Source organism: Martelella alba (assembly GCF_005217455.1).
Lineage (GTDB): Bacteria > Pseudomonadota > Gammaproteobacteria > Enterobacterales > Enterobacteriaceae > Acerihabitans.
In genome coordinates, this window is sequence record NZ_SZPQ01000022.1 from 32,307 (window position 1) to 46,093 (window position 13,787).

The following is a 13,787-nucleotide window of genomic DNA, read 5'->3' on the forward strand; positions in this document are numbered from 1 at the left end:
CCGCGGCGCCGGGGTGGAAACGCCATTGCCGGGCCGGCGGTTTTCCTCACACTTCGACGGCGAGGCGGGCTTTGCCCGGTTCGGCCATGAGAAGCTGCGGCCAGGCCGACATGACTTTGGCCACAATGGCGTTTAAATCTTCCTGGCTGGCGCCGTCGCGGGCCTGCACCGACATTCCCTGGGTCAGGCAGGCGAAGTATTTGGCCAGATCCGCGACATCGGTTTTATCGGGGATCTCACCCCGCAGTTGCCGGTCGCGCAGGAAATCCATCAGCATTTTCTCATGCAGGCGATGACGGTTGCGTAACATCTCCCCCACCGCGCTCGACGCCGCGGAAAGCGCCGCCGACGTACAGACCAGAAAACAGCCCGACGGCAGGCTTTTATCGGTATAGAGCGCCGCCGTATCACGCAGGAAATTTTCAATCGCTCCTTGCGCCGTGCTGTTCGGATCGGACAGCAAGGAACGGCCGCGTTCGGCGAACTGGGAAATGTACCGTTCTACGGCGGCGCGGAACAAGCCTTCCTTATTGCCGAATTCGCCGTAAAGCGTCGGCGCCTTGGCCCCTGTCGCCGCAACCAGGTCGGATAATGAAGTGGCTTCGTAACCGTGACGCCAAAAGAGCTGCAACGCCTTGTCCAGCGCATCGTCGCGGTCGAACTGTTTAGGCCGTCCCCGCCCTTTGCGGACGGAGGCAACACGATCAGTTTCCATAAACGCCTCTCTTAGCTTAAAACTGTTATCAAATATAATTAACGATCATTAAAGAAATTACAACACTTTTATGCAGTTTCTGATAAATTTTACAAAAAATGCGTTAATTTATAGTTTCCTCACCTGCATTTTTCGCCCGACACGGCCTTGAAAAACCACGTTAACACAAAGAATACGCACAGTTTATATATAAAAATCAATTATATTCATATTATATTAATGATCGTTATAAAATAATTTGATCATTATCACAATTACGGCTAGTATTTTCTTACCAAGTATTAAAAAAATAATTTCTTAACTAACTATATATATCCAATAGATTCCGCTCCGCGGCGCAACTGACGGCAAGCGTGTCACGTAACCTGGTGAACCCGGAGCGCGCCGGCAGTCAGACAAGCCGCAAGCGGAGAGATATTGGGACAAATGGAGATCACTATGAACAAATTCATGCTATCCACCTTCGCCCTCACCCTTTGTGGTGTTTCCACAAGTAGCCTGGCCGTCGACCAGGTCAATAACGACCCCCTCAATCAGCAACCGGTCGGCGTTGTCAGCGCCACCGCCGGCTCCAACCTTTCGTCGCTGGAAAACGCCTTGTCGGCCAAAGCCGAGGCTGCCGGCGCCAAATCCTACCGGATTATTTCCACTACCGGACAAAACAAGCTGCACGGTACCGCCATCATCTACCAGTAAGCGGAACACCGGCTGACGCAAATTGTCATAAATTTAATTAACGATCATTATTTAAAAACTTGACCCTGCGGTTGCGGCGTACTAACATTTAATTATCGAACGTTAACAAATATTCGCCCATTGCGAGAAGCATGTTAACAGTGTTAGGAGTTAACATCATGAAAAACCTGAAATTTATCGGTTTAGCCTTTGCCCTTGGCATGGTGTCGCTGGGCAGCGCCGCCGCCGCGCAGGTGTATCCGCTCACATCGCAGCCGTTGGTGGCGCAGCAAACGCCGGCGGTCAAGGTTAGCGCCCGCGCCGGCGTGGCCGCGGCAGCGCCTTCGGGCGGTCTTGACGAGAAAATCGGAGAGGCCGGTCGTAACTACCCGACGACGTCGCTATCCAGCCCGCGCAATATGCACAGTACCACGGTGGTATACGAATAAACCTCGTTGGTTAAGAAGCGCAAAACGGTTATCGGCCCCTCCGATAACCGTTTTTTTATGCCGGTAAGATGTAGTCAATGTGTTGTGTACAAAGGGTGAAACCGGTGCGGGATGCGTTAAAAAGAAAATTCTTAAAAAAATACGACCGATGCAAATTAATCCTTTTCTTATTTCATAAATAAAGGTATTAATAATGTTGTAGTCAATAATTATCCACAAGATGAATTATCGTCCAATAATTGCAAATGGACACATCTCTTCTGTTTGTTTTTACATTCCCGCTTATTGCATTGAATGCGCATCGGGTAAATTATTTGCTTGTACTCAGCATACTCCGGGTTGCCTCTTTGTTGGCGACATGGCCTCGTCGCCGCCAACAAAAAGGCGGCGTGAAGTGTGACAAGTATATTCAGAATCAGGATTAGCAGGAGTTGAGCAATGCGCCATATTTTGAGTTTTCTGGGAATTATTTTTCTGAGCGCCGTATTAAGCGGCTGCTTCTGGCCGCCGCCCTGGCATGATCATGGCGGTTATCATCATGGCGGAGGCGGCCCAGGTTATCATTATCACTAATTGCGACATGATATTAACCTCGTCTTACTTCACGCTGCCTCTTTGTTGGCGGCGGGCGCGGGTCGCCAACAAAGGGGTGACGTCAGGTACGACGAGTTAAGTTAACCCCATTTGAGAGCTGTCCCCCAACTGTGAGTATTCCAGGCTGACATTTGGCGGGATAGTTTTCCCCCCCGTCTGTATATACTTTACTTACTTCAAGTTACATCGCGAGAGACTTCACATACTCCAAGTTGCATCGCGGCGGCACGATAAAATGGAAGGCGCCATTACGTTTTCACTCGGCGCTATCGGCGCCGCTCCTGGCGGCATCTTCTTCGCGCAGTGCATGGGCGCGGCTTTCCAACCCGAGATAAAGCACGATGGCCAGCAGCAGCGGCGCAATGAAATAGACGGCGCGATAAGCCAATAGCGCGGCGATAATCGCGCCGTGCGAGAGATGCTCGCCTCCCAGCATGGTGACGAATACCGCCTCCAGCACACCGATGCCCGCCGGAATATGGATAATCACTCCAGCGATGCTGCTAACCAGCAAGACCCCCAGCACCGCCGGGAAATCGGCCTTGTCGTTCAGCAAAATAAAAATGATCCCGGCCATGGTCATCCAGTTGACACTGGAGGAGGCCAATTGAGCGCCGGCCATACGCAGCGACGGCAATACCAGCCGCCGCCCTCTGAGGGTCCAGCGCCGCCGCCGGGAAAATGCGCAATAACCCAGATAAACAATAATAAACGCCAGTAGGACGCCGCCCGACAACCGCAGGGCCAGGGCGCCGATATGCCAGGATGGCGGCAATTTTATCTCGCCGGTCACGCACACTACGCCGGCCAGCAGAATATACCCCAGCCAATTGGTGGCGAGGCTCAGGCTGAAAATTTGGGTGATGGCGCCCTTTGACAGCCCGAGCCGGGAATACAGCCGGTAGCGCATGCCGATGCCGCCGATCCAGGTGCTTAACGTCAGCGTAAAGGCATAGCAAATAAACGATACCAGCATCACCTTGGATGCCGCCAGCTTATGCCCGCAATAGGCCCGGCCGATCAGATCATATACGCCATAAATAAGATAACTTACCGCCGCCAGTCCGATCACCGCCATGACCGTGCCGGGACGATAGTGGCGGATGGCCTGGACCACATCGCTCCAGTTCACTTTGCGCGCATAAACCACCAATAACACGACGATGATGATAAAAAACGCCACGGTCAGAATGGCCTTCGCCAGCGGCCAGAGACGGCGCGTTTTGGCCGGTTTGCGACGCGGCGCGCCGGGAGAGGGGAACGTCATGGTTTAGCGCCCTGGTTTTCCGGTTCACCGCGATCCTGGGTTTCGATTTCCGGCTGCATCGGCGGCTCAATTAAGGCCAATTTCGGCGTATGGGCCGGCAACCATCCCACCCAGGCCGGGAAATGGCGCAGGAAATGGAATACCAGAACGCTTTTGACCAAATGCCAATATGTCTGCTTCGGGACCTGGCTTTCATCGATCAGTTGGCAATCCTGGGCAATCAGCTTGTCCAATTTATCGCGCAGCAAGCGGGTAAATGCGCTGTCGTGAATCACCACATTGGCCTCGAGATTCAGCGCCAAACTCAGCGGGTCAAGATTGCTGGACCCCACTGTCGCCCAGTAGCCATCCTTGACGGCGACTTTGCCATGCAGCGGACGGCGGCGATATTCATAGATCATGACACCCGCCGGCACCAGATAATGATACAGCATCCGGGCGCCCACTTTGACGATGGGCATGTCCGGCTCGCCCTGCACGATAAGCTTAACCCTTACGCCACGGCGGGCCGCGTCACGCATCTCTTTGAGCAAACGGTAACCGGGGAAAAAATAGGCATTGGCGATAATCACCTCCTGCCTGGCGGTGCGCAGCATCTCCAGGTAGTGGCGTTCAATATCAGTAGCGTGTTCATCGTTATCGCGATAAACGAACAGGGCCTGGGCTTCCCCCGGATGGCGGTTGGCCGCGGGAACGCCCGAACGCCGTCCCCACCAGTTACGCTGATGCGCCTCGCTGGCCATGGCCCGTAAGGTGTAGCCATGGATATCCGCCACGACAGGCCCCCGCAGTTCCACCGCGTAGTCGTGTTTGGCTTCCGGCCCGAAGTCCGTCATATGTTCGGCGGAATAATTGATGCCGCCGATAAAGGCGACGCGCCCATCCACCACCACGGTCTTACGGTGCAAGCGCCGAAACACATTGGTACGCATGCCCAGGAATGCCGGCCGGGGATCGAAGAAACGAAACCTGACGCCGGCCGCCGTCAGGGCGCCAATGAACACATCGGACAGGTTGGCCGACCCATAACCGTCGACCATGACCTCCACCCGCACGCCGCGCCGCGCCGCCGCGATCAGATGCCGTTGCAGCGCCAGCCCAATCTCGTCTTCGAACAAAATAAAGGTTTCCAGTAGCACTTCCTGTAAAGCGTGCTCAATGCGCTCGAATAATCGCGGAAAAAATTCCTCGCCGTTTTCCAGTAGCGTAATCACGTTGCCGTCGCGCCATTCCATGTTCATAGGTGAATCTCCACCGCCAAAGGCGCATGATCGGACAGGCGCGACCAGGGTTGGTTGGCAAGGGATGCGGGCCTGCTTATCCGGGCATTGCGGACATAAATTCTGTCCAGGCGCAACAAGGGAAACCGAGCGGGAAAGGTTCTGGCCGGCCGGCCGTAGGCTTTGGTAAACACCTCCTCCAAGCCTGTTTCATGACCGAGCAACCGGTTGGCCTGCTGCCGCCAGTCATTGAAATCCCCAGCCACCACCAGCGGTTCGTGCCGGGGCAACGTGGCGATATACCGGCTTATACGTGACAGTTGTTCCCGTCGATGCCGTTCTTTCAATCCCAGATGCACGCAAATCAGGTGCAATGGCGCGCGCCGCCCCGGCACATGTACGATGCAGTGCAGCATGCCGCGCTTCTCCGTGCCCGCCACCGAGACATCCAGATTTTGGTAGCTGGCGATGGGGAAGCGGGACAGCAACGCATTGCCGTGATCGCCGTCGGGATAGACGGCGTTACGGCCATAAGCGAAGTCCTTCCACAAGGTATCGGCCAGGAATTCGTATTGCGGCACGATCGGCCAGTTATGGAAACGGCGCGAGTGTTTTTCATGGGCGCCGAGCACTTCTTGCAGGAAAACGATATCCGGCCCAACGGTACGTACCGCTTCGCGCAACTCCGGCAGGATGAAACGACGGTTAAACGCGGCGAATCCCTTGTGGGCGTTGAGGGTCAAGACCTTGAAGGTAAATCCCGGTTCTGTCGATAGCGGGTCCGTTTCATCCCTGTCTGACTGATTTTGGGTGCGCAGCATACGTCAAACTCCCGTGGTGTCCTTCAGCAAAACCCGCCGCTGGGTATGGACTGCGCCATGGTGAGGCAGCCAAAGTGCTTAATGTTAAAATTATGAGCATATTATAATCGTAGCCAGCCAATCCCGACTTTGCCACTGTGTCACGACGCGGCAGGTTACCAGAGAATCGTGCCGCGCTCGGCGAATACCGACCGGGGCGCCGTTATTCAGCGACAAACGCACCTGGGATAAATTGTTTTGTATGGGACAGCGGATCAGGAAACCACCCCGTTATATAAATAATTACCTAGCGGATCATATTTTTTCTTTTTTAAAAATTCCTCTTGTTATTACAAAATTGTCCGAGAGCAATATTCTTTGTTTAATTTTCATTCATCATATCTCCATTAGTTCAGATTGAAACAATTAACACTCTAACAGAGCAAAAGCCTATTTCATCAGGCGTTATTGGCACAGCCAGTTTGGACACGGACAGCGCGCGGCAACCGGCGCCTAAACGGATGACGTGGGGATGTCGGGCGCTGCCAAGGCCAAAATGACAAGAAAATTGCCCTGATGGGAAAGGCTTCAAATCGATAACAGTGGCAAGCGTAGGCCCAAGCCCCTGAACGGAAGGAAAGATAGATGAAAGAAAAAACCCTCTTAACCGCTGTTGGCGAAACCGGCATCAGCCGGCGCAGTCTGGTCAAGGGCGGGATGGCCGCCGGCGGACTGATGCTGGCCGGCAGCGCGCTGGAATTACCGTTCGGCCTGGCCGATGCGGCCACCCCGCCGCAAGCCGGCGCCCCCCGAGACGATAAACTGGTCTGGAGCATGTGCTCGGTCAACTGCGGCAGCCGCTGCGCGCTGCGCCTGCATGTCCGCGATGAGGAAGTCTACTGGGTGGAAACCGACAACACCGGACATGACGTCTATGGCGACCACCAGGTGCGCGCCTGTCTACGCGGGCGTTCGATACGCCGCCGCATGAATCACCCGGATCGGTTGAAATACCCGATGAAACGCGTGGGCGCCCGCGGCGAAGGCAAATTCGAACGTATCAGTTGGGACGAAGCGCTGGATACCATCACGAACAATCTCAAGCGCATTGTCAAAGATTACGGTAACAAAGCGGTCTATATACATTATTCTTCCGGCATCACCGGCGGTAACTTTACCCGGTCCTCCCCTTCGGCGTCGCTGGTGACCCGATTGATGAATTGCTACGGCGGTTCGCTGCAACAGTACGGCACCTACAGCACGTCGGAAATCGCCGCCGCCATGCCGTTCACTTACGGCAGCAACCTCGGCAACAGTACCTCGGATATCATCAATACCAAATTGGTCGTGATGTTCGGTAATAATCCGGCGGAAACCCGTATGAGCGGCGCCGGTATTACTTATCATCTGGAACAAGCAAGGCTGCGTTCCAACGCCCGGATGATTGTTATCGACCCGCGCTACACCGACACCGCGGCCGGACGGGAAGATCAATGGATCCCTATTCGTCCCGGCACCGACGCGGCGCTGGTATCGGCCATCGCCTGGGTGCTTATTACCGAGAATCTGGTCGATCAGCCGTTCCTGGACACCTATTGCATCGGCTACGATGAAAAAACCCTGCCCGCCGACGCGCCGGCCAATGGCCATTACAAGGCGTATATATTGGGCCAGGGCGACGACCATACCGCCAAAACGCCTTTCTGGGCGGAAAAAATCACCGGCATTCCCCGCGATACCATTATCAAACTGGCCCGCGAGATAGGCGGCACCAAACCGGCCTATATCTGCCAAGGCTGGGGGCCGCAGCGCCAGGCCAACGGCGAACAAACGGCGCGCGCCATCGCGATGCTGCCGATCCTCACCGGCAATGTGGGGATCAACGGCGGCAATAGCGGCTGCCGTGAATCGACCTATACCATTACCATTGAGCGCCTGCCGGTACTGGAAAATCCGGTAAAAACCAAGATACCGGTCTTCCTGTGGACCGACGCCATTTATCGCGGCCGGGAAATGACGGCGCTGAAAGACGGCATAAAAGGTAAAGATAAGCTGGACGTCCCCATCAAGTTTATCTGGAACTACGCCGGCAACACCCTGATCAATCAGCACTCGGACATCAATCGAACCCACAAGATTCTCCGCAACGAGAAAGATTGCGAGATGATTGTGGTTATCGAGAACTTTATGACGTCTTCGGCAAAATACGCCGATATCCTTTTGCCCGACCTGATGACGACCGAACAGGAAGATATCGTCCCTAATGATTATGCCGCCAATATGGGATATCTGATTTTCGGCCAGCCGTCCACCAAGGCCAAATTCGAACGTCGATCCATTTATGAAATCACCAGCGCCATCGCCAGGCGTCTGGGACCGGACGTGGAACAGAAATTCACCGAAGGCCGTACCCAGTCGCAATGGCTGCATTATCTCTATGCCAAAATGCTGGACAAAGACCCGGCATTGCCGACCTACGACCAATTAAAACAGCAGGGTATCTACAAACGCCGCGATCCCGCCGGGCACTTCGTCGCCTATAAAGACTTTCGCAACGATCCCCAGGCGCATCCGTTGAAGACACCGTCGGGCAAGATTGAAATTTATTCCTCGGCCCTGGCGAAAATCGCCGCCACCTGGGAATTAAAACCGGACGAGAAAATCACCCCCCTGCCTATCTACACATCCACGTTTGAAGGTTGGGACAGCCCGTTGCGTTCACGCTTTCCGCTGCAATTGCACGGTTTTCATTACAAGGCCCGGACGCACTCCACCTACGGCAATGTGGATGTTTTGCAAGCGGCCTGTCCGCAGGAAGTCTGGATCAACCCGCTGGACGCCGAAGCGCGCCAGATCCGCGACGGCGATACCGTCCGGGTATTTAACGATCGGGGCGAGCTCCGCATTAAAGCCAAAGTGACGCCGCGCATCATCCCCGGCGTCACCGCCATTGGCCAAGGCGCCTGGCATCAGGCGGATATGGCCGGCGACAAGGTCGATCACGGCGGCTGTATCAATACGTTGACCACGCAACGGCCTTCGCCATTGGCTAAAGGCAATCCACAGCATACCAACCTGATCCAGATCGAAAAGGTTTAGGGAGTAGCCAATGAGTACGCAATACGGTTTTTATATCGACTCCAGCCGGTGTACCGGCTGTAAAACTTGCGAGCTGGCTTGCAAGGATTACAAAAATTTGGGGCCTGACGTCAGTTTTCGCCGGATCTATGAATATGCCGGCGGCAGTTGGCAGCAGGACGGTTATGGTTTCCATCAAGATGTCTTCGCCTATTATTTGTCCATATCCTGCAACCATTGCGAGGATCCCGCCTGTACCAAGGTCTGCCCCAGCGGAGCGATGCACAAAGGGGAAGATGGCTTCGTGGTCGTTGATGAGGATGTCTGCATCGGGTGCCGTTACTGCCATATGGCCTGCCCTTACGGCGCGCCGCAATACAATGCCGAAAAAGGCCATATGACCAAATGCGATGGTTGCCATGAACGCGTCGCGGTGGGTCAGAAACCCATCTGTGTGGAATCCTGCCCTCTGCGGGCGCTGGATTTGGCGCCCATCGCCGAACTTCGCGAAAAATACGGCGATTTGGCCGCCGTGGCGCCGTTGCCCGATCCGATGTTCACACAGCCCAACCTGGTGATTAAACCCAATGCCAAAAGCCGGCCCCTCGGGGATACCACCGGTTATCTGGCCAATCCTCTGGAGGTGTAAAATGGGTAACGGATGGTCGGAATGGCCGCTGATGTTGTTTACCGTGGTTAGCCAGTGCGTCATCGGTGCCTATTTGGTGACCGCCGCGGTACTGCTGTTCGGGCGTCTGGCGGCGGATACCGCCCGCCGGCTGAACCTGGCGATGTTTTTCCTTTGGCTATTGATGGGGCTGGGCTTTATCGCTTCCATGATGCATCTTGGGTCGCCGTTGCGCGCCATGAACGCGCTCAATCGACTGGGTCATTCGGCGCTAAGCAATGAAATAGCCAGCGGTTCGCTGTTTTTCGCGCTGGGCGGCCTGTATTGGCTGGTGGCGGCGCTTAAACGGATGCCGCCGGCGCTGGATAAGATCTGGCTGGCGGCGACGGCCGTCGCCGGGTTGGTGTTCCTGTACGCAATGGGCCAGGTCTATATGATCGATACGGTGCCGACGTGGTATACGGTGTTCACCCCGTTGGGCTTTGCGCTGACCATGTTTATCGGCGGTCCGCTGCTTGGGGCGTTGCTGCTGCAAATGGCGGGCATCCGCGGCGATCGCTGGCGTTACTTGCCGTGGGTGAGCGTGGTGGCGGTGCTGGTCAGCATCACCGCCGTCGCCATGCAATCCGCCGATCTGGCGTCCATCAACAGTTCCGTGCAACGGGCCGCCGCCCTGATACCGGATTACAATCTGCTGATGGCCGGCCGGGTGTTTTTGCTCTTGCTCGGCCTGGCTTGCTGGCTGTTGCCCGTGATTCGCGGCAAGAACCCGCCGGTACCCAGCCTGGCCCTGGGCATGTTGCTGGTACTGGGCGGCGAGCTTATCGGCCGAGCGGTCTTCTACGGTCTGCATATGACCGCGGGAATGGCTATCGCCAGTTAGGCACAGGGACAACGATGTGGCCTGAGCGGGGAAAGCCGGTAAAGCGGCGGCCGGGGATTCAACGAGGGTATGGGGCCGTTCCCGAGCGAAGCGGCGTTTCAGACTTGCCGCACCATCAGGCCCTCGATATCCCTGGGTCCCTCGTAGCGCGCCGTTTCATGCAACACCAGAACGCATTGCGGCGCGTCGAAATTGATTTCCCGCAATACCGCGCCGGCGCGCAAAACCACCAGTTGCTTTTCCTCCGGCTCGGCAATCGCGCCCCGCTCAACCTGCTGGGGGGACGCGTCCTTGACGGAACGCAGGATCACCCGGCGGATAAAGGTATTGTCGCCGATAATCAACTGATTGCCTGATGTTTTCAGCAACCCGTCGATACGGGCGTTTTTAATAAAGAAGCGGGATGCGTCATCAACAAAGACATCACCGAGGATATGGCTGCCCCGGCGAAGGTCCACCCGCCCCCCATGTGACTGCACATTTTTGGCCAACACATTGATAAGCGCGATATTGCCGTTTATCGCCCTGATGTTGCGGATATCCCGGATCATTTTGTCCGCGCGATGACTGGTGATGAATTCAGAGTCCTGTTTTATCTTGATGCCGCCATTAAGGGACCAAACGTCGCCTTCCACCGTGACATTCGATAACTTCATTTGTCTGTTGCAGCATTTTACCAGGCTATACTTGTTCGCCATTGATCGCAGCACCCGGGTGTTCCGCAGGTACAGCGCTCCGTCGGTGACTTCTATATTCCCCATGATGAGCTGATTCTCCGTGGAGTAATTCGAACCGATACTCGTAATATCGCCAAGGGTGAGCTTGGGCGGCGAGCGACCTCCGCCCGTCCGGCTGGTTTCAATCGGGTTGTTGTCTAGCGGCAACATAAGGCACCTTGTGGTTGTCGGAACGTGAAGTGCCTTATTTAACATGGGCTAATTAAATGCCGGATAACCCGGCGTCATGTTTTTCTTTATCAAGTAGTTGCCGTTTTCGTTCAACGCCCCAGCGATAACCGGATAACCCGCCATCGCTGCGCACCACCCGATGGCAGGGTATGGCCACGGCCAGTATGTTGGCGGCACAAGCCCCGGCGACGGCCCGCACGGCCTCGGGCGCGCCGATGCGCTGAGCCACCTCGCGGTAGCTCAGTGTTTCGCCGGGGGGAATGGCGAGCAGCGCCAGCCATACCCGTTGCTGAAAGGCGGTGCCGCGGATATCCAATGGCAGATGCAGTCCCAGGCGCGGCGTATCCACGAAACCGACGACTTGGGATATCTGGTTATTGAACACCGGATCATCGCCGGCCAATCGGGCATGGGGAAATTTGTCCTGTAACGCTTCCGTCAGCGCCTGGGGATCGTCCCCCAACAGAATGGCGCAGATCCCCCGCGCGCTGCGCGCCACCAGAATGGCCCCCAGCGAGCACTGGCCGACCGCGAACAGGATGTCCGTGTCCCGTCCGCCGGCCCGGTATGCCCCCGGCGTCATACCGAGCAACGCTTCGGACTGGTGATAGACCTGCCCCGCGGAAGGATAGCCGGCGCTGAGAATGGCGTCGGTCACCGACCCCTGATGTTCCAACGCTTGTCGCAAGCGCCGGTGGCGGCAGGCAGAGGCATAGCGCCGGGGCGTCAAACCGGTCAGATTTTTAAACAGGCGGTGGCAATGATACGGACTCAGTCCGGCTTGTCCGGCGATCTCCGCCAGGGTAGGCGTATGGGCCGCCTGCTCAATGTAGCGACAGGCGAGGGCGATTTTCGCCGCCTGCTCGTCGGCCAGCGACGGCCTCCCTTGGCGGCAGCGTTTGCAGGGCCGGAAGCCGGCTTGCTCGGCGGCGGCGGCGTCGGGAAAATACCGGACATTCTCCGGCCGCGGCCGACGTGAAGGACAAGACGGCGCGCAATAGACGCCGGTGGTTTTCACGCCATACACAAATTGGCCGTCGGCCGCCTTGTCGCGGTTGGCTATTGCCTGCCAGCGCGGGTCTGTTATCGGGCTTGTCATAGGAACGGTTTCAACGTTTCGCATCATCGGTCCTCCTTAGCATATCGCCATGGCCGGCATTCGGCCAGGCAGGCGTTCAGGGTGGCATGACGCGAAACGTTGGAATAGGCCGAACCTTGCTTTTTAATTCGCGGACATCATCCGGCCTGCGGCGGCGCGGCGCCGTCGAGACACCGTTCAATGGTGGCGAGCAGCCGGCCCGTCCCGCAACAGCGGTCATCATAACCGGGCACATGTCGACGATTAATAACCCGATCATGAGGGCAACCGCCGTGACAAATGGAAAACCAGCGACAATCTCGCATTTTCTCCATCGCCCGCCGTTCTTCCTCCAGCGCCATCCGGTTGTGGCCCGAACGCGCGAGCAAGGTGGATAAATCCGTCTCCAATAGCGATCCGTACAGGCTGCCGCTATCGCCCACATATTTGTCGCAAGGGGAAACATAACCGTTGGGCTCCAGGGTTATCACCTCCTGGGAGCAATTACCAGCCCAGTAACAGGCGGAAGGCGGGGTGGCGGGGTCGCCGAGGGCGCGGATAAAGTCGCTGAACAGCCGGATTCGCAGCCGACCACGATATTCCCCCCACCACAGGACAAACGCCTTGGATAAAAAGCCGATGTAGTCGGCATAGCTGATATAACCCGCGCCAACCTCGCCGCCGGCGGGGATCCGGTTGTCAGGAACAATGTTGAGAAACTCAATATCGGTCAAGTCAATGGCGCAGAAGTAGTCGAACATTTCCCGCAAATCCGTCGCATAGACCTCGCTATCCACGACAATCAGCGCGCCGTAAGGGATATCATAGCGACGCAAGCGCCGTATGCCGCGCGCCACCCGTTCCGACGTCCCCCTTCCCCGGTAATCGACCCGCCGCCGGTCATGAATATGCGGCACACCGTCAAGGCTGATGCCCACTGGCATGCCAATGCCTTTAAGGAAGATCAGCCATTCGTCGGAGATATTGACTGCGTTGGACTGCATGGCGTTGGTAATAATCTGATCCGACCGCTTAAATTTCTGCTGTAGCCAGATGAGTTTTTTGAAAAAAGCCGGCTTGAGCAGCGTGACTTCGCCGCCATGCCAGACAAATTCGAAACGGCGGATATTGGGGATGGCCAGGATTCGCCGAACGGCGTGCGCCAGGGTACGGAATGTCAATACCTGGTTGGGGCCTTCCGCCCAGGAGTGGCAATAAGTACAGCGCAAATTGCAATGCCGGGTGGCCTTGAGCACCACGATAAGCTTGCCCGCGTTGACGGACCGCGCGGTAATATCCCGCTCTCGCGCCTCGTGATATCGCCGCAACTCATCCGGTGAGAGGATTTTTTCCGCCGGGATGCAGCCGATGAGATAAGCGCTGATTTGCCCGTAGTCTTGTTGGGCGAGCTGGCGGAAATCCTGCGGTTCGAGATGATCAAAACCGTCATCCGCTATTTGCGTCACGGGTATGAGTCCATTCATTCGCTACC

At 56.3% G+C, this 13,787-nt stretch carries 12 protein-coding genes; 5 read left to right on the forward strand and 7 right to left on the reverse strand.

From position 1 onward, the window contains the following. Positions 1-46 precede the first annotated feature (46 nt). Positions 47-715 (reverse strand): TetR/AcrR family transcriptional regulator, encoded by a 669-nt coding sequence (locus FCN80_RS15400; RefSeq protein WP_136991059.1) that lies wholly within the window; start codon positions 713-715, stop codon positions 47-49. 438 nt (positions 716-1,153) lie between these two features. Here FCN80_RS15400 and bhsA point away from each other — a divergent pair, with 438 nt between their 5' ends. Together bhsA and FCN80_RS15410 are read left to right on the forward strand one after the other, a co-directional pair. Beyond that, complete coding sequence (gene bhsA, locus FCN80_RS15405) at positions 1,154-1,411, forward strand: multiple stress resistance protein BhsA (protein WP_230492703.1); 258 nt, start codon at positions 1,154-1,156, stop codon at positions 1,409-1,411. A 158-nt stretch (positions 1,412-1,569) separates the two neighbouring features. Continuing rightward, positions 1,570-1,839, forward strand: coding sequence for a hypothetical protein (locus tag FCN80_RS15410; RefSeq protein ID WP_136991060.1), 270 nt, complete (start codon positions 1,570-1,572; stop codon positions 1,837-1,839). Positions 1,840-2,689: 850 nt separating this feature from the next. Here the strand turns inward: FCN80_RS15410 and FCN80_RS15415 are convergent. Genes FCN80_RS15415 through FCN80_RS15425 form a run of 3 tightly spaced genes read right to left on the reverse strand, consistent with a single transcriptional unit; the run spans position 2,690 to position 5,741 of the window. Continuing rightward, the gene (locus FCN80_RS15415; RefSeq protein ID WP_136991061.1) at positions 2,690-3,700 is read right to left on the reverse strand and encodes a lysylphosphatidylglycerol synthase domain-containing protein; all 1,011 of its coding nucleotides are present in this window, start codon (positions 3,698-3,700) and stop codon (positions 2,690-2,692) included. After that, on the reverse strand, positions 3,697-4,941 hold the full coding sequence (gene clsB, locus FCN80_RS15420) for a cardiolipin synthase ClsB (protein ID WP_136991062.1): 1,245 nt from the start codon (positions 4,939-4,941) through the stop codon (positions 3,697-3,699). The genes FCN80_RS15415 and clsB overlap by 4 nt, the downstream gene beginning before the upstream one ends. Continuing rightward, a complete protein-coding gene (locus FCN80_RS15425; protein ID WP_136991063.1) occupies positions 4,938-5,741 on the reverse strand; it encodes an endonuclease/exonuclease/phosphatase family protein in 804 nt (267 codons plus the stop codon). Before FCN80_RS15425 ends, clsB begins: the two co-directional genes overlap by 4 nt. Positions 5,742-6,365: 624 nt before the next feature. Here FCN80_RS15425 and FCN80_RS15430 point away from each other — a divergent pair. Genes FCN80_RS15430 through FCN80_RS15440 form a run of 3 tightly spaced genes read left to right on the forward strand, consistent with a single transcriptional unit; the run spans position 6,366 to position 10,309 of the window. Further along, on the forward strand, positions 6,366-8,819 hold the full coding sequence (locus FCN80_RS15430) for a DmsA/YnfE/YnfF family dimethyl sulfoxide reductase (protein ID WP_136991064.1): 2,454 nt from the start codon (positions 6,366-6,368) through the stop codon (positions 8,817-8,819). Positions 8,820-8,829: 10 nt separating this feature from the next. Further along, positions 8,830-9,447, forward strand: a complete 618-nt coding sequence (locus tag FCN80_RS15435) for a DMSO/selenate family reductase complex B subunit (RefSeq protein ID WP_136991065.1) — start codon at positions 8,830-8,832, stop codon at positions 9,445-9,447. A 1-nt stretch (position 9,448) separates the two neighbouring features. Further along, complete coding sequence (locus FCN80_RS15440) at positions 9,449-10,309, forward strand: DmsC/YnfH family molybdoenzyme membrane anchor subunit (RefSeq protein ID WP_136991066.1); 861 nt, start codon at positions 9,449-9,451, stop codon at positions 10,307-10,309. A 98-nt stretch (positions 10,310-10,407) separates the two neighbouring features. Here the strand turns inward: FCN80_RS15440 and FCN80_RS15445 are convergent, their stop codons facing one another. From FCN80_RS15445 to darE, 3 genes are all read right to left on the reverse strand, one after another. Then, positions 10,408-11,196, reverse strand: coding sequence for a hypothetical protein (locus FCN80_RS15445; protein WP_136991067.1), 789 nt, complete (start codon positions 11,194-11,196; stop codon positions 10,408-10,410). A gap of 52 nt (positions 11,197-11,248) precedes the next feature. Beyond that, positions 11,249-12,340 carry a bifunctional DNA-binding transcriptional regulator/O6-methylguanine-DNA methyltransferase Ada gene (gene ada, locus FCN80_RS15450; protein ID WP_136991101.1) on the reverse strand — a complete coding sequence of 364 codons (1,092 nt, stop codon included), beginning with the start codon at positions 12,338-12,340 and terminating at the stop codon, positions 11,249-11,251. Between the two features lie 113 nt (positions 12,341-12,453). After that, the gene (darE, locus tag FCN80_RS15455) at positions 12,454-13,779 is read right to left on the reverse strand and encodes a darobactin maturation radical SAM/SPASM protein DarE (protein ID WP_136991068.1); all 1,326 of its coding nucleotides are present in this window, start codon (positions 13,777-13,779) and stop codon (positions 12,454-12,456) included. Positions 13,780-13,787 lie beyond the last annotated feature (8 nt).